This is a genomic window from Kitasatospora sp. NPDC058492, assembly GCF_042720685.1.
In the GTDB taxonomy this organism is placed as follows: domain Bacteria; phylum Actinomycetota; class Actinomycetes; order Streptomycetales; family Streptomycetaceae; genus Kitasatospora.
In genome coordinates this window covers 40647-66010 of the sequence record NZ_JBHXMU010000053.1, presented here as the reverse complement: position 1 = coordinate 66010, position 25364 = coordinate 40647, and the positions used below count along the sequence as shown (strand labels likewise).

The 25364-nt window shown below is 76.9% G+C and carries 6 protein-coding genes; 2 read left to right on the top strand and 4 right to left on the bottom strand.

Features of this window, described 5'->3' with window-relative positions; translation table 11 throughout:
* Positions 1-84 precede the first annotated feature (84 nt).
* The gene (locus ACFWPI_RS29225; protein WP_380380981.1) at positions 85-1674 is read left to right on the top strand and encodes a phytoene desaturase family protein; all 1590 of its coding nucleotides are present in this window, start codon (positions 85-87) and stop codon (positions 1672-1674) included.
* A 16-nt stretch (positions 1675-1690) separates the two neighbouring features.
* On the opposite strand, the gene ACFWPI_RS29220 is transcribed toward ACFWPI_RS29225, so the two are convergent.
* Positions 1691-2320: an SRPBCC family protein gene (locus ACFWPI_RS29220; protein ID WP_380380983.1), complete on the bottom strand. Its 630-nt coding sequence runs from the start codon at positions 2318-2320 to the stop codon at positions 1691-1693.
* Between the two features lie 376 nt (positions 2321-2696).
* On the opposite strand from ACFWPI_RS29220, the gene ACFWPI_RS29215 reads away from it, so the two are divergent.
* Entirely contained in the window at positions 2697-4289 is a 1593-nt protein-coding gene (locus tag ACFWPI_RS29215) for an FAD/NAD(P)-binding protein (protein WP_380425148.1), read from the top strand.
* A gap of 74 nt (positions 4290-4363) precedes the next feature.
* Here ACFWPI_RS29215 and ACFWPI_RS29210 read toward each other — a convergent pair whose 3' ends face one another.
* The 3 genes from ACFWPI_RS29210 to ACFWPI_RS29200 form a co-directional block, all read right to left on the bottom strand.
* Positions 4364-4876, bottom strand: a complete 513-nt coding sequence (locus tag ACFWPI_RS29210) for a GNAT family N-acetyltransferase (protein WP_380377005.1) — start codon at positions 4874-4876, stop codon at positions 4364-4366.
* Between the two features lie 45 nt (positions 4877-4921).
* Complete coding sequence (locus tag ACFWPI_RS29205; RefSeq protein WP_063350451.1) at positions 4922-5125, bottom strand: MbtH family NRPS accessory protein; 204 nt, start codon at positions 5123-5125, stop codon at positions 4922-4924.
* Between the two features lie 92 nt (positions 5126-5217).
* Positions 5218-25353: a non-ribosomal peptide synthase/polyketide synthase gene (locus ACFWPI_RS29200; RefSeq protein WP_380377008.1), complete on the bottom strand. Its 20136-nt coding sequence runs from the start codon at positions 25351-25353 to the stop codon at positions 5218-5220.
* Positions 25354-25364 lie beyond the last annotated feature (11 nt).

Sequence of the window (25364 nt, the reverse complement as noted above, 5' to 3'; positions counted from 1 at the left end):
GTTCGCGAGGGGGCCCTGCGGCGCTCCGGGGCCGCTGTGTCCGGGGCATTCCCCGGCCCGCCCCCGTCCCGTAGCGTGGCGGGGGTGAACGCGAACCCGTCCACCCCCGCCCGGTACGACGCCGTGATCGTCGGCGGCGGCCACAACGGGCTGGTGGCCGCCGCCTACCTCGCCCGGGCCGGACGCCGGGTCCTGCTGCTCGAACAGCTGCCCCGGGTCGGCGGCGCCGCCGTCTCCACCCGGGCGTTCCCGGGCGTGGACGCCCGGCTGTCGCGCTACTCCTACCTGGTCAGCCTGCTGCCACGGAAGATCGTCCAGGACCTGGGCCTGCGGCTCGACCTGCGGCGCCGCCGGATCGCCTCGTACACGCCCACCGTCCGGGACGGGAGGCCCACCGGCCTGCTGGTGGACGCCGCCGACCCCGGCCGGACCGGGGAGTCGTTCCGGGCCCTCACCGGAACCGACCGGGAGTGGGAGGCCTGGCAGCGCTTCTACGGCATGACCGGGCAGGTCGCCCGACGGGTCTTCCCGACCCTCACCGAGCCGCTGCCCGCACGCGCCGAACTGCGCCGGCGGATCGCCGACGACGCCGCCTGGACCGCCCTGTTCGAACGGCCGCTGGGCGAGACGATCGAACGGACCTTCAGCGACGACCTGGTCCGCGGGATCGCCCTGACGGACGCGCTGATCGGCACCTTCACCCACGCCCACGACCCCTCGCTGCGGCAGAACCGCTGCTTCCTCTACCACGTGATCGGCAACGGGACGGGCGACTGGGACGTCCCGGTCGGCGGCATGGGCGCGGTGACGGACGCGCTGGCCGAGGCGGCCCTGGCCGCCGGCGCGGAGCTCCGCACCGGGTGCGAGGTCACCGCCATCGCCACCGACGGCCACGGCGACGCCGAGGTGACGTACCGCCACCAAGGCGGCGAGGCCACCGCGGCGGGCCGCCGGGTGCTGGTCAACGCCGCCCCGGCCACCCTGGCCCGCCTCCTCGGCGAGGAACCCGGGCCCGGGCCCGCGCCCGAGGGCGCCCAGCTGAAGGTCAACCTGGTGCTGCGCCGGCTGCCGCGGCTCCGGGACACCGGCGCGGACCCCCGGGAGGCCTTCGCGGGCACCTTCCACATCGCCGAGGGCTACCGGCAGTTGGAGACCGCCTACGCCGAGGCGGCGGCCGGCCGGATGCCCTCCGCACCCCCGTCGGAGATCTACTGCCACACCCTCACCGACCCCACCATCCTGGGCCCCGAAGCCGTCCGCGAGGGCCTCCAGACGCTGACCCTGTTCGGCCTGCACATGCCCGCCCGGCTGTTCACCGACCCGGCCGCCAAGGAGCGCGCCCTGGCGGCCAGCCTGGCCCAACTGGACGAGGTGCTGGCCGAACCGATCGCCGACTGCCTCGCGCCGGACGCTACCGGCCGACCCTGCGTGGAAGCCAAGACCCCGCTCGACCTGGAACGGGAGATCGGCCTGCCCGGCGGCCACATCTTCCACCGGGACCTCTCCTTCCCGTTCGCGACCGGGCCGGTGGACGGCCCCGCCGCCCGCTGGGGCGTGGCGACGGCCCACCCGAACGTCCTGCTGTGCGGCGCGGGCGCCGTCCGCGGCGGCGGAGTCAGCGGCATCCCCGGCCACAACGCCGCCCGGGCCGCCCTCGAATCCCTGTCCGGTTAGCCCCGTTCGGCGTCGGTCAGCGCCGGTCGGCTTCGGCCTCGGCGGTGGTCTTCAGGTCGTGCAGCCACCCGTCGAGGCCCTGACGCAGGATCGCGGTCGCGGTGGGGACGTCCGCGTCGACCTGGGGCCCGGTGTGGGTCTCCTCGGTGCTCACCCGGACGCCGCCCTTGACCCGGGTGAAGTTCCACACGTGGACGCCGTCGATGTGCAGCCCTTCGGCGTCGGCGGGGCCGGTCCAGCGGAGGCAGGACTCCCGCTTGAGCTGCTGGACGGTCGAGGTGATGTCCAGGCTGGTGGCGGTGGTCGCGGGGTTGGGCGGGAGCGGGGTCGTCCACCGGAACGCCGAACCCGGGCGCAGGCGGCCGCGGTCGAGGCGCTCCGCGCTCGCGACGGGGGCCTGCCAGGACGGCCAGCGCTCCACGTCGGTCTGCAGCTTCCAGATGGTGTGCAGCGGCGCGTGGATCACCGTCTCGGCCCGGTAGCGGACCTGGGCCCGGGGGTCGACGCCCTGGCCTCGGCAGGTCAGGGAGGTACCGGGGCGTGAGGTGGCGGCCCCGGCGGGCGCGGCCGCGGTGCCGAGGAGGCTGACGACGAGCGGGACGGCGAACAGGGCGGCGCGGATGCCGGTGCTGCGGGTGCCGGACATGGAATTCCCCTTGGTCGAGTGTCAGTTGGTGGGCGGGCGTTGCCTGTCGAGCTGCGAACGCGGCGGTGGCCCTGCGCTCGTGCGGTGACCCCGCGCTCGATAGATGCTTGCGCGTTCGTTAGAAGTTATAACGCGGATCCGCGTGAGGGGTCAACAGCTTTCGTGACACCCTCTAACCAGAGGCTCGAACGGTGAGCGGCGGAGCGCCCCCAAACTCTCCTTATGGGACGGAACGTGTCGAACCCGGGACCCTACGTGACCTTCACCCCTACCCCGGTCGGCGCGACACCGAGCCACCCGGCCATAAGTCCTGCTTGGCGAGGGGCCTATGAACCGTCGTTGGACGCGGCGGCGCGATCGGCTCGATGTTGGCCGCATGACGTCTCCCGCCGCGTCCGACGCGGCCGCCGTGAACCAGAGCAGCACCCCGCAAGAGATCGCCGTGGTGGGCGCAGGCGCCGCCGGCACCCTGACGGCGCTGCGCCTGCTCCACCACGCGGCCGCCGGGAGACCCGCACCGGCCCGGATCTGGCTCATCGACCCCGGGCCCGCGGGCCCGGGGCTGGCGTTCGGCACCGACGCGCCGCACCACCTGCTGAACGTCCGGGCCGGCCAGATGAGCGCCCACCGGGACGACCCCGGCCACTTCGTGCGCTGGCTCGGCGACCGCGGCGGCGAGCACGACTTCGTCCCCCGGCGCCTCTTCGGCCGCTACCTCGCCGAGAGCCTGGCGGCGGCGGCCGACCAGCCCGGCACCCCCGACCTGGTCCGGGTGCCCGACCGCGTCGTCGCCCTCACCCACCGGCCGCAGGCGACCACCCCGCCGCTGCGCCTGTGGCTGCACGACGGGCCGCCGCTCGACGTCGACGCGGCGGTGCTGGCCCTGGGCAACTTCGCACCCGGCCAGGCCTGGGCACCGCCGGCGCTGCGCGACTCCGGGCGGTTCCTGGCCGACCCCTGGGCACCCGGCGCCCTGGCGGCCGTCCCCGAGGACCGCGATGTCCTGCTCGTCGGCACCGGCCTGACCATGGTCGACATGGCGCTCAGCCTCCAGCGCCCCGGCCGCGTCGTCCACGCCCTGTCCCGGCACGGCCTGGTCCCCCGTCCGCACGCCGCCACCCCGCTCACCGCCCCGGTCGCCCCGGTCGCCCCGCAGCTCGACGCCCGTGCGGGGCTGCCCGCGCTGCGCCGGGCGGTGCTGTGCCAGATCGCCCGCTGCCGCCGCGTCCACGGCGACTGGCGGGCCGGGGTCGACAGTCTCCGCCCCCTCACCAGCGCCCTGTGGCAGCAGCTCCCACCCGCCGACCAGGCCCGGCTGCTGGCCCGGGACCTCCGGCTCTGGGAGACCCACCGCCACCGGATCCCGCCGGTCAGCGCCAGGGCCCTGCGCGCCGCCGTCGACGCGGGTCTGGTCAGCATCGGCCGGGGCACCGTGGCCGACGCCAAGACCACCTCGGACGGCCCCGACGGGGGCGGCGAGGTCGGGGAGGTCGGCGAGGTCGGGGAGGTCATCGACGTGCGGCTGGACGACGGCCGCGCGCTGCGGGTGGGGGCGGTGCTGAACTGCACCGGCTCCGAGGCCGAACTCACCCGGGTCGACGACCCGCTGATCACCGACCTGCTCACCACCGGCCTCGGCTCCCCCGCCCCCGGGGGGGGGGGGGGGGGGGGCGCCCCCCCCCCCCCCCCCCCCCCCCCCCCCCCGCCCGCGCGGGCCCGCCCGGGGGGCGGGGGGGGGGGGGGGGGGGCCCCCCCCCCCGCCGCCCCCGCCCGGCTCCTCCCCACCGGCGGCCGGGCGCCGGCACCGCTGTGGACGCTGGGCTCGCTGCGACGCGGCAACCTGCTGGAGACCACCGCCATCCCGGAGATCCGCTGCCAGGCCGACGACCTCGCCCTGCTGCTGGGCCGCGGCGCGGTGGGGACGCCGAGCGGGCCGGGAGCGCCGAACGGAGCGGTACCGGCCCGCTGAGCGGGCACGCACGTCAGCGGCCCGCGGCGCGACCGGACGCGCCGCGGGCCGCGGTCATACCCGGCCGGGCCCGGTCAGGCCTGGCCGGTCGTCGAGAGCGCCACCACCTTCGTCACCGAGCCGTCGTCCCCGACGACGTCGCGCAGGTGCCGGAAGCCCAGCCGTCGGGACATCGCCAGGCTCGGGGCGTTCTCCGCGCCCACCATGCCGTAGACCTCCTTGAGCCCCAACTCGTCGGCGGCGTACCGGATCAGGCCGCGGACCACCTCGGTGCCCAGGCCCCGGCCCCAGAACTCCGGGGCGAGGGCGGTGACCAGCTCGTGGCCGTCGACGTTCCCGGTCTTCTTCACCTCGGCGTGGCCCGCGTACCTCCCGTCCAGCCACAGGCCCCACACGTCGAAGAGCTGCTGCGGGTACACGTCGGTCAGGATCGCGCGGAACAGCGCGCGGATCTGCGGCTCGGGCACCAGGTCCTGGCCCATCCAGCTGCACACGTCAGCGTTGCGGAGGAGGGAGACGAAGGCGTCCTCGTCCTCGGCCCGGTAGGGGATGAACTCCAGGTGTTCGGTGCGCAGCGAAGGGGTCACGGTCAGCTCCTCGGGGTTGTCGTGGGACGGAAGTACTGCGGCCGGTCAGGATCCGGCGTTCTCCATGCGCTCGCGCAGGCTCCGCGGCCGCATGTCGGTCCACACCTCGTCGACGTAGGCGGTGCACTCCGCCTCGGTGCCCTCCTGGCCGACGGGCTGCCAGCCGGCGGGCACGTCGAGGTCGACCGGCCAGAGGGAGTACTGCTCCTCGTCGTTGCGCAGCACCTGGTAGCGGGTGTTCTCGTCCATGTCGTGCTCCTTCGTCGTTGTCGGGTTTCCAGCGGTGGTCTTGCGGCGGTGGTCTTGCGGCGGTGGTCTTTTCAGCGGCGGGTGGGCGGCCGTCACCGTCCTCCCCGGGCGTGCCGGGCGATGTGCCGCAGCGCCACGGCGAACTCCTCGGCCGCCCGGCGCACGGTCGCCGTGTCGTGGAGGGCGGGGCGGTGGTGCCAGGTGAAGGCGAGGCGCCCGTGCTGCGCCGCGCCCACCACCTCCACCGGGTGCGAGCCGCCGTCGCGGGGGTCGTGGTCCTGCCCGAAGGAGCCGTGCTCGGCGCGGACCAGGCCGTCGCCGGCGGTCTCGGGCCGCGCGTCCCACTGGCCGAGGTAGTTGAAGACCACCTGGCCGTGCGCGCCGGCGGCGAGGCGCTCGCGGACCTCGGGCGGACCGAAGGTGCGCAGGGCGCCGAAGCCCAGCCCGTTGCCCGGCACGGCGCGCAGCTGGCGGCGGATCGACTTCACCAGGGCGCGCCAGTCGCGGTCCGGGCCGAGGTCCTCGGGGTCGGGGACGTGGAAGGTGACCGGGTGCATGGTGGTGAACCAGCCGACCGTGCGGGACAGGTCCACGCCCTCCACGACGTCCTCCCGGCCGTGCCCCTCCAGGTCCAGCCGGATCCGCTCATGGCCGGTCCAGCGGGCCAGTGCCAGGGCGAGGGCGGTCAGCAGCACGTCGTTGACGCGGGTGCGGTAGGCCGCCGGGGCCGCGCGCAGCAGTGCCTCGGTGTCCTCCTCGTCCAGTTCGACGGTGACCGTCGCGGTCTCGGCGGCACCGGGGTCAGCGGCACCGGGCTCGGCGGGTCGGCCGGGCAGGGCCTCGGCGGCGCTCACCGCCTCGTCCCAGTAGGGCAGTTCGTGGTCCAGGCCGCCGTCGGCGACATGGGCGGCGAGCCGGAGCGCCCAGTCCCGGTAGGAGGTGCCGCGCTCCCCCAGCGTGATCTGCGTGCCCAGGGCGGCCTGCCGGTAGGCGCTCTCCAGGTCGTCGCGCAGCAGGCGCCAGGAGACGGCGTCGACGACCAGGTGGTGGGCGACCAGCAGCAGGAGCGCCGGGCGGTCCGGGGCGCCGGTGAACAGGGCCGCCCGCAGCAGCGGGCCCCGGGCCAGGTCGAAGCCGCCGTGCAGTTCGTCGGCCGCCTTGGCCATGGCCGCGTCGGCGGCCTCGGCGCTCTGCCCGGTCAGGTCGTACCGGACGAGGACGTCCTCGGCGGGGGCGGGCGGCGGGTTGAACTGGTGCCAGCCCGTCTCGTCGTGGGTGAAGCGCAGGCGCAGGGCGTCGTGGTGTTCGAGCAGGGCGTCCAGCCCTGCCCGCAGTGCCCGCGGATCGGGGTCGGCGCCGAGTTCGAGCAGGGTCGACTGGTTGAAGTGGTGGTGGGCGGCGCGCGGGGTGGTCAGGAACCACTCCTGGATGGGGGTGAGCGGCACGTCCCCGGTGACCGGGCCGTCGTCCTCGCGGTCGGGGGCGGTGCGCACCACGGTGGCCAGTTCGGCCACCGTCTGGTGGGTGAACAGCTCCCGGGTGGCGAGGTACAGGCCGTCCCGGCGCAGCCTGGACACCACCTGCATGCTGAGGATGGAGTCGCCGCCGAGCAGGAAGAAGTTGTCGTCGGCGCCGACCTCCTCGATGCCCAGGACGTCGGCCCAGATCCGGGCGATCCGGCGTTCGGTGTCGGTGCCCGGCTCCCGGCGCGGACCGGCCGCGGCCTGCGCGGGCCCGGGCTCGGGCAGGGCCCGGCGGTCGAGCTTGCCGTTCGGGGTGAGCGGCAGCCGTTCCAGCGGGACGAACACCGACGGGACGAGGTGCGGCGGCAGCAACCCGGCCAGGTGAGCGCGCAGTTCGGCGGCGGCCAGGCCCGCAGTGGCCTCACCGTCGCCGACCCCACCCGGTACGGCCCCGACCGCCGGGACGACGTAGGCGACCAGCCGGCCGGCCCCGGAGCCCGTACCGCTCCCGGGGGCGTCGGCGCGCACGGTGACGACGGCGTCGCGCACCAGGGGGCTGCGGCGCAGCGCGCTCTCGATCTCGCCCGGCTCGATCCGGAAGCCGCGCAGCTTGATCTGGTCGTCGACGCGGCCGGCGAAGCGCAGTTCGCCGTCGGCGTCCCGGTGCGCGAGGTCGCCGGTGCGGTACATCCGCTCGCCCGGCGCGCCGAAGGGGTCCGCGAGGAACCGCCCGGCTGTCAGCCCCGGGCGGCCGAGGTAGCCGCGGGCGAGGCCGGGGCCGGCCAGCCAGAGCTCTCCGGTCACGCCGGGCGGCACCGGCCGCAGGGCGGCGTCCAGGACGTAGCTGCGGGCGGCGCCGCCGGGGCGGCCGATCGCGGGTGCGCCGGTGCCGGGCAACAGCGGGCCCGTCCAGGTGGCGACCACGGTGGCCTCGGTGGGGCCGTAGGCGTTGATCATCCGGCGGCCGGGGGCCCAGGTGTCGACCAGGTCGGCCGGGCAGGCCTCCGCCCCGACGACCAGGGTGCGCAGGGCGGGCAGGGTCGCGGCCGTCTCCGGGTCCACGGTGGCCAGGGCCGCCGGGGGGATCAGGGCGTGGGTGATGCGCCGTTCGGCCAGGACCTCGGCCAAGCGCTCGCCGACGAGCGGCCCTTCCTCCCCCGTGACCAGGGTGGCCCCGCTGAGCAGGGAGACGCACAGCTCCAGGACGGAGGCGTCGAAGCTGGGCGAGGCGAACTGGAGCACCCTGGCCCCGGGGCCGGCGGCGTACTGCTCGGCGGCGGCCGCCGCGAAGGCGGCGAGTCCGGCGTGGGTCACCAGGACGCCCTTGGGCGTGCCGGTCGATCCGGAGGTGTAGATGACGTAGGCCGGGTGTCCGGGGGTGAGCACGGCGGCGCGGTCGGCGTCGGTCGGCGCGGTGGCGCGGTCGGCACCGGTGTCGCGGTCGGCGCCGGTGGGCGGGGTCTGCGGCCCGTCGGCGGACCACACCTCGGCCGGGTCGTCGAGCACCAGGTGGGCGCCCGCGTCGCGCACCATGAACTCCCGCCTGGGCGCCGGGTAGTCCGGGTCCACCGGGAGGAAGGCGCCGCCGGCCTTGGCCACTGCGAGCTGGGCCACCACCGCCGCCGCCGAGCGGGGCAGGGCGAGGGCGACCAGCCGCTCCGGCCCCACGCCGCGCCGGATGAGCCGGTGGGCCAGCCGGTTGGCCGCCCGGTCCACCTCGGCGTAGCTCAGCTCGCGACCGCCGTCGAGCAGCGCCACCGCGTCGGGGTTGCGGGCGGCCTGGCGCTCGAAGAGTTCGGCCAGGGTCGCCTCGGGGACGGGCCGGAAGGTGCCGCGCGCCCGGTCGAGTTCGGCGGCCAGCTGGTCGCCGCCGGCCAGCGGCAGCGCGCCGATGGCGCAATCCGGGTCCTCGGCGACGGCGGTCAGCAGGGTGGCGAGCTGGCCGGCCATCCGCTCGGCCGTGGCCGGGTCGAACAGGTCGGTGTTGTAGGTGATCAGGCCGTGCAGCGCGCCGGAGTCGGCCTCCGCGAACTCCAGCGCGAGGTCGAAGGCCGCCTGCGTGGTGTCGGTCTCGACGTCGGTCACGTGCAGGCCCGGGAGGTCGAGGTCGGCGGCCGGGGTGTTCTGGAGGACGACCAGGGCCTGGAAGAGCGGGCTGCGGCTGGTGTCGCGCACCGGCTGCACCTCGTCGACCACGCGCTCGAAGGGCACGTCCTGGTGGGCGAAGGCGTCCCGGACGGTCTGCCGGACCTCTCCGAGGAAGTCGCCGAAGGGCTGCCCGGGTTCCACCCGCGAGCGCAGCACCAGGGTGTTGACGAAGAAGCCGACGAGGCGCTGGGTCTCCGCCTGCTCGCGGCCGGAGGTGACGGTGCCGACGGCGATGTCCTGGTCGCCGCCGAGCCGGGCGAGGTAGGCCTGCGCGGCGGCGACCAGGGTGGTGAACAGGGTGGCGCCGCGCTCCCGGCCGACCCGGGCCAGTCGGCGGGCCGTGTCGGCGGGCAGTTCCAGGCGGGCGGTGGCCCCGTTGGTGGTGCGCACGGCGGGCCGGGGCCGGTCGGTGGGCAGGCGCAGCGTCGAGACGTCGGCCAACTGCTCCTTCCAGTAGGCGAGTTGGTCGGCCCCGGCGGCGCCGACCGTGCGCTGCCAGTGCGCGTAGTCGGCGTACTGCACCGGCAGCGGCGCCAACCGGTCTTCCTCGGAGCCGAGTTCGGCGCGGTAGAGGTGGGCCAGATCGGTGAGCAGGACGGCGGTCGACCAGCCGTCGGTGACGATGTGGTGCAGGGTCAGGGCCAGCACGTGGTCGCCCTCGCCCAGCCGCACCAGGGCGGTGCGCAGCAGCGGTCCGCGGCGCAGGTCGAAGGGGCGGGCCCGCTCGGCGGCGAGCAGGCCGCGCAGGGCCTCCGCCCGCGGCTGCGACGGCAGGCCGGACAGGTCGTGCAGCGGCAGCGGCACGTCCTGCGGCGGGTGGACGAGCTGGACGCCGTGGCCGTCGACGCTGTCGAAGGTGGTGCGCAGCGACTCGTGCCGGGCCGCGAGGGCGCGCAGGGCCGCGCCGAGGGCGTCGGTGTCCAGGGCGCCGCGCAGGCGCAGCGCGAGCGCGGTGACGTACTCGGCGCCGCCGGGCGCGAACTCCTCCAGGAACCACAGGCGTTGCTGGGCGTACGACATCGGCGCGGCGCCGTCGCGGGCGACCGGGAGGACGGGCGGGCGCCCCTGGCCGCCCGGGCGGCCCTGCTCCTCGGTGAGCAGGCGGGCCAGGCCGGCCGGTGTGGGGTGGTCGAAGACGGCGCGGGGGGTGAGGTCGGCGCCGAAGGCCTCGGCCAGGCGGGCGGCGAGCCGGATGCTGAGGATGGAGTCGCCGCCCAGCTCGAAGAAGCCGTCCTCCACGCCGGGCGGCCGGATGCCCAGGACGTCGCCGAAGACCTCGGCGGTGCGGCGTTCGGCCTCGGTGCGCGGCTCGGTCCGCGCGCGGCGTCCGCTCCCGTGCTCCTCGTCCGGCGCCGGGAGGGCCGCCCGGTCGACCTTGCCGTTGCGGCTCAGCGGGAGGGCGGCGAGTGGGACGAAGGCGGCGGGGACGAGGTAGTCGGGCAGCGCGCGGGCGGCGAAGGCCCGCAGTTCCTCGGGTTCGTCGCCCGCCGGGCCGACCAGGTAGGCCACCAGGCGCCGGGCGCCGGGCCGGTCCTCGCGGGTGACCACGGCGACGTCGGTGACCTGGGGGTGGCGGGCGAGCGCGGCCTCCACCTCGCCGGGTTCGACCCGGAAGCCGCGGATCTTCACCTGGTCGTCCGCGCGGCCCAGGAACTCGACGGTGCCGTCCGGGCGCCGCCTGGCCAGGTCACCGGTGCGGTACATCCGGGCGCCGGGCGGTCCGGAGGGGTCGGCGAGGAAGCGGGCCGCGGTCTCGCCGGGCCGGCCCAGGTAGCCGCGGGCCACGCCCTCGCCGGCCACGTACAGCTCGCCCGCGCAGCCCGGCGGGACGGGCCGCAGGCGCCGGTCGAGGACGTGCACGCGGCGGTCGTCCAGGGGGTGGCCGATCGGCAGGGTGTCGGGCACCGCCGCCGCCTCCGCGACGGCGTGGGCGGTGGCGAAGGTCGTGGTCTCGGTGGGCCCGTAGCCGTCCACCACGGTCAGCCCGGGGCAGGCCGCCAGGACGCGGCGCACCGCGGCGGCGGGCACCACGTCCCCGCCGGTCCACAGCGTGCGCAGGCCCGCGAAGCAGTCCGGCGCGTCCTGGGCGAGCAGCCGGAAGAGCCCGGCGGTGAGCCACAGCGCCGTCGGCCCGTCCGGTCCGGCGAGCCGCCGCAACAGGGCGGCGTCCACCGGCCCGGCGGGGGCGACGAGCACGCAGCCGCCGCCCAGCAGCGGCGCCCAGACCTCGAAGGTGGCGGCGTCGAAGGCGACCGGCGAGTGCAGCAGCACCCGGGCGCAGCGGCCGTCGGCGAAGCGGCTGTCGGTGGCGAGCGAGGCCACGTCGCGGTGCCGTACCGCCACCGCCTTGGGCACCCCGGTGGAGCCCGAGGTGAACATCACGTACGCCAGCCGGTCGGGGTCGGCGGGCGGCAGGGCCGCCGCCACCGGCCCGGCCGCGCCGGTGCGCGCGGCGGCGACCTGCTCGGCGGCTACCTGCTCGGCGGTGAGCCGCAGGGCGGCGCCGACCTGGTCGAGCAGCGCGCGGCGGCGCTCCTCGGGGGACCGGAGGTCGACGGGCAGGTAGGCGCCGCCCGCCTTGAGGACGGCCAGCTGGGCGACGACGAGTTCGGCGGAGCGGTCCATCAGCAGTGCCACCCGGCCTTCGGGGGCCAGGCCGTCGGCCAGCAGCCGGGCCGCCAGGCGGTCGGACCAGTCGTCGAGCTGGCGGTAGGTCAGTTCGCGGTCGCCGTCGCGCACGGCGGGCGCGCCGGGGGTGCGCCTGGCCTGCTCGGCGAAGACCTGGAGCGGGCTGCGCGGCGCCGCCGGGCGGGCGGTGCCGTGCCAGGAGGCCAGCTGCTCCCGGTCGGCGGGGGTGAGCCGGTCCAGCTCGGCGAGGTCGCCGTCGAGGCCGTCGGCGAGGGCGGTGAGCAGCAGGACCAGGCGGTCGGCCGCGCCGTGGGCCGTCCGGTGGTCGAAGAGCGCGGGGTCGTAGGCCAGGTCGAAGCCGAGCCGCTCGGCCAGGTGGGCGCGCAGGCACCAGGGGAAGGTGGTGGCGTCGTCGGCGCGCACCTCGACCACCCGCACCCCGGTCCGGTCGGCGGCCGACTCGTCGACGGGGTAGTTCTCGAAGACCGCCATGCTGTCGAACAGCGGCTCCCCGGCGGGCAGGTCGCTCAGGGCCTGGACGCGCGGCAGGGCCAGGTGGTCGAAGCGGCGGCCGTCGCTCTGGCGTTCCTGGAGTTCCCGCAGCCAGGGCAGCACGCCGCCCGAGGGGATCGGGACCCTGGTCGGCACGGTGTTGATGAACAGGCCGATCATCGACTCGACGCCGGGCAGTTCGGCCGGGCGCCCGGACGCGGTGGTGCCGAAGACCACGTCGTCGCCGCCGCTGTAGCGGGCCAGCAGCAGCGCCCAGGCGCCCTCCACCACGGTGTTGACGGTCAGTCCGGCAGCGGCGGCGTTCTCGCGCAGCCGGCGGGAGAGCGTCTCGTCCAGTTCGCGGTGGGCGGCGGCGCTGGAGCGGGCGCGGTGGGCCCGGGTCGGCGGGCGGTCGTACGGCAGCGGGGTCCGGCCGGTGAATCCGGCCAGCAGGCCGCGCCAGTGGGCCTCGGCCGCCTCCTCGTCCTGGTCGTGCAGCCAGCCCAGGAAGTCGGCGAACGGCCGTCGGACCGGCCGGGGCGCCTGCGGGCCGCCGGTCAGCGCGGCGTACTCCTCGCACACCTCGGTGAGCAGCTGCCCGGTGCTCCAGCCGTCCAGGATCAGGTGGTGGGTGGACCACAACAGCAGGACCTCGTCGCCGGGCAGCGCGGCCAGGGTCAGCCGGGTGAGCGGCGCGGTGGCGAGGTCCATCCCGGCGGCGCGCTCCTCGGCGAGCAGCCGCTCCGTCCGGTCGGCGCGCTGCCCGGGCGTCAGGTCGCGCCAGTCGAGGTGGCGGACGGGCAGTGCGGCGTGCCGGGCGACCACCTGGACGGGGTGCGGCAAACCGCGCCAGTGAACGCTGGAACGCAGTGCCGGGGTGCGGTCGGCGACCTGCTGCCAGGCCTCGGCGAAGGCCCGCGGGTCGGCGACGCCGGCCAGGCGCACCGCGATCCGGTCGACGTAGGCGCCGTCGGCGTCGACGAGCCCGTGGAAGAGCATGCCGGACTGCAGCGGCGTCAGCGGCAGCACGTCGTCGGTCTCGCGCCCGTCGCCGACGAGCTGGTCCAGCCGGTCCTGGTCGAGGCCGGCGAGCGGGAAGTCCGACGGGGTGCGGCCGCCGGCGTCCGGGCGGGCGCAGTGCGCGGCCAGCTCGTGCAGCGCGGCGCCCATCTCCTCGGCGAGCCCGCGGACGGTCGCCTCGTCGTAGACGGCGGCGGGGTAGGTCCACGCCAGTTCGAGGCGGCCGTCCTGGACCGCGCCCGTGATGTCCAGCAGGTAGGGGCGGGGCTCGTCGGGGTCGGTGTCGCGACCGGCCGGGGGCAGCGCGCCGCGGACCAGGCCTTCGGCGCCGCCGCGGGTGTCCCACTGGCCGTGGTAGTTGAAGCCGATCTGCGGCGCCGCCGTGCCGGTCAGCGGGCCGCCGGGCCGCAGGTGGCGCAGCGCGCCGTGGCTGAGTCCGCGCAGCGGGACGGCGCGCAGCTGCTCCTTGACCGAGCGCAGGGTGTCGTGCCACCCGGCGTCGGGGTCGACGCGCAGGGCGAGCGGGAACTCGGCGGTGAACCAGCCCACCGTCCGGGAGAGGTCCAGGTCCTCGAAGAGGTCCTCGCGGCCGTGCCCCTCCACCCCGACCAGCACGGTGTCCCGGCCGCACCAGCGGGCCAGGGTGCGGCCCAGGGCGCTGAGCAGGACGTCGTTGACCTGGGTGCGGTAGACCTCGGGGACGCGGCGCAGCAGCGCCTCGGTGGTCCGCTCGTCCAGCGTCACCTGGACGGTGGCGGCGGTGGCGTGGGTGTTGGAGACGGGGGTGTTGGGGGCGGGGGCGTTGGGGGCGTCGGTGTCAGGGGCGGGGCGGCCGGCGGGCAGGTCGGCCGGGGCCGCGCCGGTGCGCGTCCAGTGGCCGAGGTCGCCGTCCAGGGCGCCGGCGCGGGTGTGCCGCTCCAGCCGGGTGGCCCAGCGGCCGTAGGACGTGCCGGTCGGCGGCAGGGCGACGGGGGCTCCGGCGCGGGCCGTGCGGTACGCCGCTTCGAGGTCGGCCAGCAGGATGCGCCAGGAGACGCCGTCCACGGCCAGGTGGTGGACGGTGAGGACGAGTTGGCCCGGCTGCCGGGGGCCGGGGTCGAAGAACAGGGCGCGCAGCACCCGGCCCTCGACGGGGTCGAGGGAGCGCTGGGCCTCGTCGGTGGCGCGCTGGACCTGCGCCTCCACGTCATGGCCGGTGAGGTCCGGGTGGCTGACGTCGTGCCGGGTGAAGACGCCGTCCGCCCCCTGGGGAAGCACCTCCTGGCGCCAGCCGGCCTCGGTGCGGTGGAAGCGGGTGCGCAGGGCAGCGTGGTGCTCCACCAGGGCCAGCACCGCCCGGCGCAGGGCCGCCGGATCGGTGCCGGGGGCCAGTTCCAGGCGCTGGGTCATGGTGAAGCGCAGGGCGCCGCCGGGGCGGCGGCCGTCGAGGTACCAGTGCTGGATCGGGGTGAGCGGCGCCTCGCCGGGCTCGGCTTCGCCGACTATCTGATGCTCTGCCAAATCTCCTGCGCACAGCGTGAGTTCGGCGATGTTCTGGTGTCGGAAGACGTCCTTGGTGGTGAGGGCGAGCCCGGCGGCGCGGGCGCGGGAGACGATCTGGATGCTGAGGATGGAGTCGCCGCCGAGCGCGAAGAAGTTGTCCCGGGTGCCGACGCGCTCCACGCCCAGCACCTCGGCCCAGATCGCGGCGAGCCGTTCCTCGGCACCGGGCCGCGGCGCGACGTACGGGGTGGTGCGGTCGGGCTGGGCGGGCGGCGCGGGCAGCGCGCGCCGGTCGGTCTTGCCGCCGGTGGTCCGCGGTATTCGGGCCAGCGGGACGAACGCGGCGGGCACCAGGTGGTCGGGCAGCGTCCGCCGCAGCCAGGTCCGCAGTTCCTCGGCGGTCGGCACGCGGCGGCCGGCGGGCACCGGGTAGCCGACGAGCACCGTACGGCCGGCGTGCTCGCGTGCGGCGACCGCGCAGTCGGCGACGTCCGGGTGGGCGAGCAGGGCGGCCTCCACCTCCCCGGGCTCGATCCGGAACCCGCGGACCTTGACCTGTTCGTCGGCGCGGCCCCGGAACTCCAGTTGCCCGTTCGCGTCCCAGCGGGCCAGGTCGCCGGTGCGGTACATCCGGGCCCCGGGCGGGCCGTAGGGGTCGGCGAGGAAGCGGGCGGCCGTCAGTCCGGGCCGGTTCAGGTAGCCGCGGGCGACCTGGTCCCCCGCCAGGTACAGCTCCCCCGGCATGCCGGGCGGCACCGGCCGCAGGGCGCCGTCGAGCAGGTAGGCGCCCAGGTTGCGGCCGGGGCGGCCGATGACGGGGCGCTCGGGGTGGTCCGCGCACCGGGCGTAGGCGGCGTCGACGGTGCACTCGGTGGGCCCGTACATGTTGTAGGCGGTGACGCCGAGGTCCGCGTGCGCCGCGCACAGCTCCCGCCAGGTGGCGGCGGGGACGGCCTCGCCGCCGACCAGCAGCAGGCGCGGGTGGTGCGGGCCGGGGGCGAGCAGTCCGGCGGCGGTGAGTTCGCGCAGGAAGGAGGGGGTGACGTTGACCAGGTCCAGGCGGCGGTCGACGACCTGGGCGCAGAACGCCTGCGGGTCCAGCCGGACGTCCTCGTCGATCAGGTGGAGCTCCTGGCCCAGTGCGAGCAGCAGCGGGCCCTCCCAGCTGGTGTCGAAGGAGAAGGAGGCGCTGAGCGCGGCCCGCAGCCGCGTCCCGTCGGCGGTGTGCGGCGCGACCAGGCCTTCCTGGTGGTCCCGGCAGAGGTTGACCAGCTGGCGGTGTTCGACGACGACGCCCTTGGGGCGGCCGGTCGAGCCGGAGGTGTGGACGAGGTAGGCGGCGTGCTGCGGCAGCAGGGGGGCGGTCCGCTCGGCGTCGGTCAGGTCGTGGGCGGGCAGCGCCGCCCACGGCACCTCGCGCAGGGCCTGCCCGGTCAGCACCACCCGGGGCCGGGTGTCGTCGAGGAGGAGGGCGGCCCGCTCCTCGGGCAGGTCCGGGTCGACGAAGAGCAGGGCTGCGCCCGCCTTGAGCACCGCGAACAGCGCCACCAGCAGGTCCGAGGTGCGCGGCAGCCGGACCGCGACCACCTGTTCCGGGCCGGCGCCGAGGGCGGCGAGGTGGCGGGCGAGCCGGTTGGCCCGCGCGTTGAGGGCGGCGAAGTCGAGGGTGGCGTCCCCGGCGACCAGGGCGGTGGCGTCCGGGGTGCGGGCGGCCTGCGCCTCGAACAGGGCGGGGAAGGTGGTGTCCGGCGCGGGCAGCGGCGCGCCCCGCCCCTGCCGCAGCACCCGGCGCCGTTCGTCGGCCGTCATCAGCGGCAGCGCCCCGACGGCCGTGTCCGGCGCCTCGGCCACGGCCTCCAGCAGGGTGCCCAGCCGGCCGGCGAGCTGCTCGGCGGTCCGCGCGTCGAACAGCCCGGTGTTGTACTCCAGGTAGCCGGTCAGGCCGCCGTCGCGCTCGACGAAGTCGAAGGAGAGGTCGAAGGTGGCGCCGTGGACGGGCGGGGTGACCGGCTCCACCGTCAGGCCCGGCAGGTTCGGCACCTCGGCGCCGAGGTTGTGCAGGGCCACCATGACCTGGAAGAGCGGCGTGCGGCTGGTGTCGCGCTCCGGCTGGAGGGCGTCCACCAGCCGCTCGAAGGGCACCTCCTGGTGGGCGAGCGCCTCCAGGACGGTGCCGTGGGCGGCGGCCAGCAGTTCGCGGAACGACAGCTCCGGACGGACGGCGCCGCGCAGCACCAGGGTGTTGACGAACATGCCGACCACATCGTGGAGTTCGCCCTGCTCGCGGCCCGAGGTGACGGTGCCGACCGCGATGTCCTGCTGCCCGGACCAGCGGGCGAGCAGGACCTGGCAGGCCGCCAGGAGCGTGGTGTAGAGGGTGCCGTCGACCTCCCGGCCCCGTTCGCGCAGCCGCGCGGTCAGCCCGGCGGGCAGGGTGAAGGCGACCAGCGCGCCGTCCCGGGTGCGCACGGCCGGGCGCGGCCGGTCGGTGGGCAGCTCCAGCGGGGTCAGGCCGTCCAAGGCCCGGCGCCAGTGGGCGAGGTCCGCCTCGGCGAGGTCGGTGCGCGCGCGCTGCCAGGACGCGTAGTCGGTGTAGCGCACGGGCAGCGCGGGCAGCCGTGGCGGGCGCCCCTCGCGGGCCGCCGCGTACAGCTCGCCCAGGTCACGGCCCAGGACGCCCATCGACCAGCCGTCGGTGGCGATGTGGTGCACGGCCAGCGCGAGCACGTGCTCGTCCGCGGCCGTCCGGACCAGCCGGGCCCGCAGCAGGGGCCCGGCGGCCAGGTCGAACGGGGTGGCGGCGATCCGCTCCAGCAGCGCGTCCAGGGCCGCCGGGGGCGCCCCGGCGAGGTCCTCGCACGGCAGCTCGACCGGCTGCGGCGGGCGCACCACCTGCCGGGCGCGGCCGTCCCGCTCGGCGAAGGTGGTCCGCAGCGCCTCGTGCCGGGCGACCAGGGCGTCCAGGGCGGTGCCCAGCGCGGCCCGGTCGAGCGCTCCGCGCAGGCGCAGCACGGACAGCGAGGTGTACTCGGTGCTGCCCGGCTCGAACCGGTCGAGGAACCAGAGCCGCTGCTGGGCGTACGACAGCGGCGGCTCGGCCGCCGGGTCCGCGGCCGGGATGACGGTTCGTCCAGGGGACGCCCCGCCCGGCTCGCCGAGCGAGCCGAGGGAGCCGAGGGAGCCGGGCGAGCCGAGGGCCTCGGCCAGGTCCGCCAGCACCGGGTGGGTGAACAGCAGCCGGGGCGAGAGCTCCGCCGACCCGAAGGCCGCGCGCAGCCGGGCGGTGACCCGGACGGCGAGGATGGAGTCGCCGCCCAGGGCGAAGAAGTCGTCCTCGGCGCCGATCTCCCCGGTGTCCAGGACCTCCGTCCAGGCCGCGGCGACCAGCCGCTCGGCACGGGTGCGGGGCGCGGTGCGCTGCCGGCCGGCGGCGAAGCCCGCCGGGCCGGGCACGGGCAGCGCGCGCCGGTCGAGCTTGCCGTTGGGGGTGAGCGGCAGGGCCGCCAGCGGGACGTACGCGGCGGGCACCAGGTAGGCGGGCAGCAGCCGTTCGAGGTGGGCGCGCAGGTCGGCGGCGGCCGGGGGGTGGGCCGCGCCCGGACCGGCGACGACGTGGGCGACCAGCCGGCGGGTGCCGGAGGCGTCCTGGTACACGCCCACGGTGGCGGCGCCCACGCCCGGGTGGGTCTGGAGGGCGGCCTCGATCTCGCCGGGTTCGATCCGGTAGCCGCGGATCTTGACCTGCTGGTCGGCGCGGCCCAGGTAGCGCAGGGTGCCGTCGGCCTGTCGGCCGGCCCGGTCGCCGGTGCGGTACATCCGGGTGCCCGGGGCGCCGAAGGGGTCGGCGAGGAAGCGGGTGGCGGTCAGGCCGGGCCGGTTGAGGTAGCCGCGGGCCAGGCCCTCCCCCGCCACGTACAGCTCGCCCACGGCGCCCGGGGGCACCGGGGCCAGGTCGGCGTCGAGGACGTACAGCCGCAGGTCCGGGAGGCCGGTGCCGATCGGTGCGGGGCCGCCGGCGGCGGCGGTCGCGCGCTCCAGCGGGGCGTGGGTGACGTGCACGGTCGTCTCGGTGATGCCGTACATGTTCACCAGGCGCGGCGCGTCCTGCGGGTGGCGGTCGTACCAGTCGGCGAGGCGGCCGGCGTCCAGGGCCTCGCCGCCGAAGACCACCGTGCGCAGCGCCAGCCGGCGGGAGAGCTCGGGGTGTTCGGCGTCGGCGCGGGCCAGCGGGTGGAAGGCGGACGGGGTCTGGTTGAGGACGGTGACGCCTTCGTCCACGAGCAACCGCAGGAAGTCCTCCGGGGAGCGGGCGGTGTCCTCGGGCACGACGACGAGCCGGCCGCCGTGCAGCAGCGGGCCCCACAGCTCCCAGACCGAGAAGTCGAAGGTGTAGGAGTGGAACAGCGTCCAGACGTCCTCGGCGCCGAAGCCGAACACGCCGCTGGTCTGCTCGAACAGCCGCACCACGTTGGCGTGCGGCACCACGACGCCCTTGGGGCAGCCGGTGGAGCCGGAGGTGAAGATGGCGTAGGCGGGGCTGTCGGGCAGCGGGCGGTGCCGGGCGGCGAGCGGGGCGGCCGGGCCCCGGGCCAGGTCGGCGCGCAGTTGCGGGTCGGCGAGGGAGAGGACGGGCACCCCGTGCTCGAAGCTCTCGGGCGGCCCGCCGGGTCCGTGGGTCACCAGGGCCACCGGGGCGGCGTCGCCCAGCAGTTGGGCGCGGCGCTCGGCGGGCAGGCCCGGGTCGAGCGGCAGGTAGGCCGCGCCCGTCTTGAGGACGGCGAGGACGGCCACGACCAGGTCGGCCGTACGGGGCAGCGCGAGGGCCACGAACCGCTCGGGCCCGGCGCCGAGTCCGGCCAGCCGGTGGGCGAGGCGGCCGGCCCGCGCGTCCAGGGCGGCGTAGTCGAGGTGCTCGTCGCCGCAGGTGACGGCCTCGGCGTGCGGGGTGCGGGCGGCCTGCGCCTCGAAGAGGTCGACCAGGGTCCGGTCGGGGCGGCCGTGCGCGGTGCCGTCCCAGTCGGTCAGTTGCCGCCGCTCCTGCGCGGTCGTCCACTCCAGGGCGCGCAGCGGCCGGTCCAGTCCGGCGGCCAGGTCGGTGAGCAGCAGGCAGAGCCGGTCGGCGAGGGTGCGGACCGTCGCGGCGTCGAACAGCTCCGGGTCGTAGGCGAGGTCGAAGCCGAAGTGCCCGCCCTGGTAGGCGCGCAGGACGAGCGGGTAGTTGGTGGCGTCCCGGGAGGTGACCTCCACCAGGCGCACTCCGCTGCCGGCCGTGCGGGCGTCGTCGAAGGGGTAGTTCTCGAAGGCGACGATGCTGTCGAACAGCGTGCCGCCGGACGGTACGCCACTGAAGGCGGTGAGTTCGGCGAGGGACACGGCGGCGTGGCGCCGGGCCTCGGCCTGGGCCTCCTGGAGCTCGCGCAGCCAGTCGGCGGCGGTGCGGCCGCCGTCGACCAGGACCCTGGTGGGCAGGGTGTTGATGAACATGCCGATCATCGACTCGACACCGGGCAGTTCGTCGGGGCGTCCGGAGACGGTCGTCCCGAACAGCACGTCCGGCTCGCCGCTGTACCGGGAGAGCAGCAGGGCCCAGGCGCCCTGCACCACGGTGCCGAGGGTGAGCCCGGCCTGCCGGGCGGTGCGGGCCAGCCGCTCGGAGGCCTCCGGCGACAGGCCGGCGGTGTGCGCGAGCGCCGAGCGGGCCCGGTGGGCCTCGCGCCGGGCGCGGTCGGCGGGCAGCGGGGTGGCGGTGGCGAAGCCGTCCAGGACGCCCCGCCAGTGCGCGCGGGCGGCCGCGGCGTCCTGACCGGCCAGCCAGTGCACGTAGTCGGCGAAGGGCCGACGCACCGCCGGTGCCGGCACGCCCCCGGTGGTGAGGGCCGCGTACTCCTCGAACACGTCGGTGAGCACCTGGGCCAGGCTCCAGCCGTCCAGGATCAGGTGGTGGGAGGTCCACAGCAGGTGCAGGCGGGCCTCGGGCAGCCGGACCAGGGTGAGCCGGGTGAGCGGCGCCGTGGCGAGGTCCAGCCCGTGGGCGAGGTCGTCCGCGCGCAGCCGGGCCAGCCGGTCGGCGCGCTCGGCCGGGTCGACCGCCCGCAGGTCCAGGTGGGTCACCGGCAGCCGGACGCCGCGGCGCACGACCTGGAGGGGGGCGGGGACGCCCTCCCACACCACCGAGGTGCGCAGCGCGGGCGTGCGGTCGGCGACCCGCTGCCAGGCCAGGGCGAAGGCGTACGGGTCGCCCACGCCCTCCAGCAGCAGGCCGGCCTGGTCCACGTAGACGTCGTCGGGGCCGCCGACCAGGCGGTGGAAGAGCATGCCCTCCTGGAGCGGGGTGAGCGGCAGCAGGTCCTCGACGTCCCGCCCGGCGCCGGCGATCCGGTCCACCCCGGCCTGGTCCAGTCCGGCCAGCGGGTAGTCGGAGGGGGTGCGGCCGCCGGCGTCGGGGCGGGCGCAGTGCTCGACGATGCCGGTCAGTGCCGAGGCCGTGGCCTGCGCCAGCGCGCGGACGGTGGCCGTCTCGTGCGCCTGGTCGCTGTAGTGCCAGGTGAGCTCCAGCTCGCCGTCGGCGACGACGGCGGAGACGTCGAGCAGGTGGTCCAGGGGTTCGTCGGCGGCGAGCTCCCGGCCCGGTGCCTGGCCGGCGGGCGCGAAGTCGCCGGTCCCGGGGGCGGTCCACTGGCCGTGGTAGGTGAAGCAGACCTGCGGCAGCGGACGGCCCTTCAGGGCGCCGGCGGCGGGCGGGCCGAGCCGGGCCAGGGCCTCGTAGCTGAGGCCCCGGCGGGGTACGGCGCGCAGCCGCTCCTTGACCTGCTTGAGGGTGGCGGCCCAGTCGGGGGCGCCGGCCGGGCCGGCCGGGGCGAGGGTGACGGGGTACTGGGTGGTGAACCAGCCGACGGTCCGGGAGAGGTCGACGCCGTCGAGGAGCTCCTCGCGGCCGTGGCCCTCCAGGGCGATGGTCACCCGCTCGGTGCCCGTCCAGTCGGCGAGGGCCCGGCCCAGCGCGCTGAGCAGCACGTCGTTGACCTGGGTCCGGTAGGCCTCGGGGACGCTGCGCAGCAGGGCCTCGGTGGTGGCGCGGTCGAGGCGGGTGCGCAGGGTGCGCAGGGTGCCGGCCGTGGGCGTGCCGGGGTGGTCGACGGGCAGCGGGGCGGCCGGGGCCCTGGTCTCGGCGCTCCAGTAGGGCAGGTCGTCGTCGAGGCCTCCGGCCCGGACCAGTTCGGCGAGGTGGTGGGCCCAGTCGGTGAACGGGGTGGGCTCGGGCTCCAGGTGCGGGGCGTCCCCGGCCGCCGCCTGCCGGTAGGCCTGTTCCAGGTCGGCGAGCAGCACCCGCCAGGAGACGCCGTCGACGGCCAGGTGGTGGGCGGTCAGGACGAGTTGGGGCCGGGCGTCGCCGCAGGGCCGGAACAGGACGGCGCGCAGCAGGGTGCCGGTGGCCGGGTCCAGGGCGGCGCGGGCGGCGTCGGCGGCCTCGGCCCGGGCTGCTTCAGGGCCGGTGTCGGCGCCGGGGGCGGGCGGGTCGAGTCTGGTCAGCAGCCCGGTGCCCGGGTCCGCGACCGGCTCCTGGCGCCAGGTGCCCCCGGCGCGGGTGAAGCGGGTGCGCAGCGCCGGGTGGGCGGCCAGGACCGCCCGCAGCGCCTGGTCCAGGGCCGGCTCGTCGAGGTCGCGCGGCAGGTCGAGCAGCATCGACATGGTGAAGTGGCGCAGCGGGCCGTGGGCGGCGAAGAACCACTCCTGGACCGGGGTGAGCGGGGCCGGCCCGTCCGCGCGGCGCGGCCGGGGGGCCGGGGCGGCGGCCGGGCGGGCGGCGGCGACCAGGTCGGCGACGGTCTGGTGGCGGAAGACGTCCTGGGAGCCGATCCGCAGGCCGGCGGCGCGGGCCCGGGAGACGGCCTGGATGCTCAGGATCGAGTCGCCGCCGAGCTCGAAGAAGTTGTCGGTGACGCCGACCCGCGCCACGCCCAGCACCTCGGCCCAGATCCCGGCGAGGGTCTCCTCCTCGGGGGTGCGCGGGGCGACGAACTCCCCTTCCCGTCCTTCGCCTTCGGGGTCGGGGGCAGGCAGTGCGCGGCGGTCCAGCTTCCCGCTGGTGGTGAGCGGCAGGGTGTCGAGCGCGGTGAACGAGGACGGCACCAGGTGGTCCGGCAGCACCCGCCGCAGGGCGGCGCGCAGGTCGGCGGACGGGCGGGCCGCGCCGTCGGCGAAGACCAGGTAGGCCGCCAGCCGGGTGTGGCCGCGCGCGTCGGGCACGGCGGCGACGGCGGCCGCGGCGACCTGCGGCAGGTCGAGCAGCGCCGCCTCGATCTCGCCGGGTTCGATCCGGTGGCCGCGCACCTTGACCTGGTCGTCGGCGCGCCCGAGGTACTCCAGGCTTCCGTCGGCCGTCCAGCGGGCCAGGTCGCCGGTGCGGTACATCCGGGCGCCGGGCGGCCCGTACGGGTCGGCGGTGAAGCGGGCGGCGGTCAGCCCCGGGCGGCCGGCGTAGCCGCGGGCGACCTGGGCGCCGGCGAGGTGGAGTTCGCCGCTCACCCCGGGCGGCACCGGCTGGAGCCGGTCGTCGAGGACGTAGGCGCGCAGGTTGGGCAGCGGGCGGCCCACCAAGGGCCGGTCACCGCCCGCGATGCGGCAGGCGAGCGCGTCGACGGTGCACTCGGTGGGGCCGTAGTAGTTGTAGGCGGCGACGTCCGGGTGCCCGGCGAGTTCGCGCCAGAGCCGGGGCCCGACGGCCTCGCCGCCGAGCATCAGCACCCGGGGGCGGTGGCGCGGGTCGTCGAGCAGCCCGGCGGGCAGCAGTTGGCGCAGGTAGGAGGGCGTCAGGTCGAGGAAGTCGACGCGGTGGCGCACGACGTACTCGACCAGGGCGGCCGGGTCCATCCGGGTCGTCTCGTCGACCAGGTGCAGCGGGTGGCCGTCGGCCATCAGCAGCACGCCCTCCAGGGAGGTGTCGAAGGAGAACGAGGCGGTCAGCGCCACGCGCAGCGGCCCGCCGCCCGCGTCGGCGACGAAGCCGGCCCGGTGGGCGGCGAGCAGGTTGACCACCGCGCGGTGCGGGACGGCGACGCCCTTGGGGCGGCCGGTGGAGCCGGAGGTGTAGAGCACGTACGCGGTGTTGGCGGGGTGCAGCGGGGCGGTCCGGTCGGCGTCGCCGGGGTCGGTGTCCGGGCCGGTGTCGGGCAGCTCCCGGAGCGCCTGCTCGTCCAGGACCAGGGCGGGGCGGGCGTCGTCGAGCAGGTAACGCTGGCGCTCGGCCGGCAGGGCCGGGTCCAGGGGCAGGTAGCCGGCGCCGGCCTTCCAGACGGCGAGGATCGCCACGATCATGTCGGCGGTGCGCGGCAGCCGCAGCGCGACCAGCCGTTCGGGGCCGGCGCCGCGGGCGATGAGCTGGTGGGCGAGCCGGTTGGCGCGGGTGTTGAGGGTCGCGTAGTCGAGCCGCTCGGCTCCGGCGACCAGGGCCGGGGCGTGCGGGGTCAGGGCGGCCCTGCGCTCGAACAGCTCGGGGTAGCCGGTGTCCTCGACGGGCAGCGCGGTGGCGTTCCAGTCCCGGGTGACCTGCCGGGTCTCCCGGGGCGAGAGCAGCGGCAGGGTGCCGAGCGGGCGGTCGGGTTCGGCGGCGGCGCCGGCCAGCAGCAGCAGGAGCTGGTCGGCCATCCGGCGGGCGGTGGGCGCGTCGAAGAGGTCGGCGCGGTACTCCAGCAGGCCGGTGAGCGCCTCGCCGCCCGGGACGAACTCGACGCTGAGGTCGAAGGTGGCGGCCTGCCGGGGCACGGCGACCGGGGCGGCTGCCGGCCCGTGCGGGGTGGTGGCCTCGGGCGGCGCGGGGTGCAGCAGGACCAGCACGTCGAACAGCGGGTTGCGGCCCGCCTGGCGGGGCGCGCCGACCGCCTCGACGAGCCGTTCGAAGGGCGTGTCGCCGTGCGCGAGCGCGTCGTTGCCGGTCTCGGTGGCGGCCGCGAGCAGGTCGCGGAAGGATCCGGCGGGCTCGACCCGGGTGCGCAGGACGACGGTGTTGACGAAGCAGCCGACGGCCCGTTCCAGCTCGGTGCGGGAGCGCCCGGGCGTCAGGGAGCCGACGGTGACGTCCTGCTGGCCGGACCAGCGGGCCAGCAGCGCCTGGGTGGCGGCGACCAGGGCGGTGTGCAGGGTGCCGTGCCGCTCGGCCGCGAGCTCGCGCAGCCGGGCGGTGAGCGGCGCGGGCACGGTGAAGGCGTGGACGGCGCCGGGGCCGGCCTCCTCGCCGCGCCGCGGGTGGTCCAGCGGCAGCTCCGGCGGCACCGCACCGGCCAGTTTCGCCTTCCAGTGGGCCAGTTGGCCTTCCAGCCGGGCGCCGGAGAGCTGTTCGCGCTGCCACACCGCGAAGTCCGGGTACTGGACGGCCACCGGGGGCAGGTCCGGGGCGGCGCCGCGGGCCAGGGCCTCGTAGCCGGTGCACAGCTCGTCCAGGACGACGCCCATCGACCAGCCGTCGGTGACGATGTGGTGCGCCGTCACTTGCAGGACGTGCGAGCGGTCCGACTCGCGCACCAGCAGGGCGCGCAGCAGCGGCCCCTGCCGGAGGTCGAAGGGGCGGGAGTACTCCTGGAGCAGGATCGCGTCGAGGCTCTCCCCGTCGGCCGGCTCCCGGACGGGCAGCGGCACCGGACCGGCCGGCCGCACGGTCTGCACCGGGCGGCCGTCGGCCTCGTCGAAGGTGGTCCGCAGCCCCTCGTGGCGGGCCACGACGGCGGCCAGCGCCCCGGCGAGCGCCGCGCGGTCCAGCGGGCCGGTGAACCGTACGGCGACCGCGCTGTTGTAGCGGGGGTCGCCGGGGCGCAGCCGGTCCAGGAACCACAGGCGCTGCTGGACGAAGGAGGGCGGCAGCGGTCGGCTGCGGTCGGCGTGCGGGATGGACCGGTCGGCGGCGGCCCGGGCGCCGCCGGAGCGCCCGGCCAGCCGCAGGCGCAGCGCTTCGCGCAGGTCGGCGGGCAGGGCCTCGGCGCGGTCTCGCTTCGAAGGCGTCATGGTCGTCGGAT

What these genes read in the sequence shown, in the direction of transcription:
- ACFWPI_RS29205 (WP_063350451.1), bottom strand. Translation starts at nt 5,125, where the DNA reads ATGGACGAGAACACCCGCTACCAGGTGCTGCGCAACGACGAGGAGCAG.
- ACFWPI_RS29220 (WP_380380983.1), bottom strand. Translation starts at nt 2,320, where the DNA reads ATGTCCGGCACCCGCAGCACCGGCATCCGCGCCGCCCTGTTCGCCGTC.
- ACFWPI_RS29215 (WP_380425148.1), top strand. Translation starts at nt 2,697, where the DNA reads ATGACGTCTCCCGCCGCGTCCGACGCGGCCGCCGTGAACCAGAGCAGC.
- ACFWPI_RS29200 (WP_380377008.1), bottom strand. Translation starts at nt 25,353, where the DNA reads ATGACGCCTTCGAAGCGAGACCGCGCCGAGGCCCTGCCCGCCGACCTG.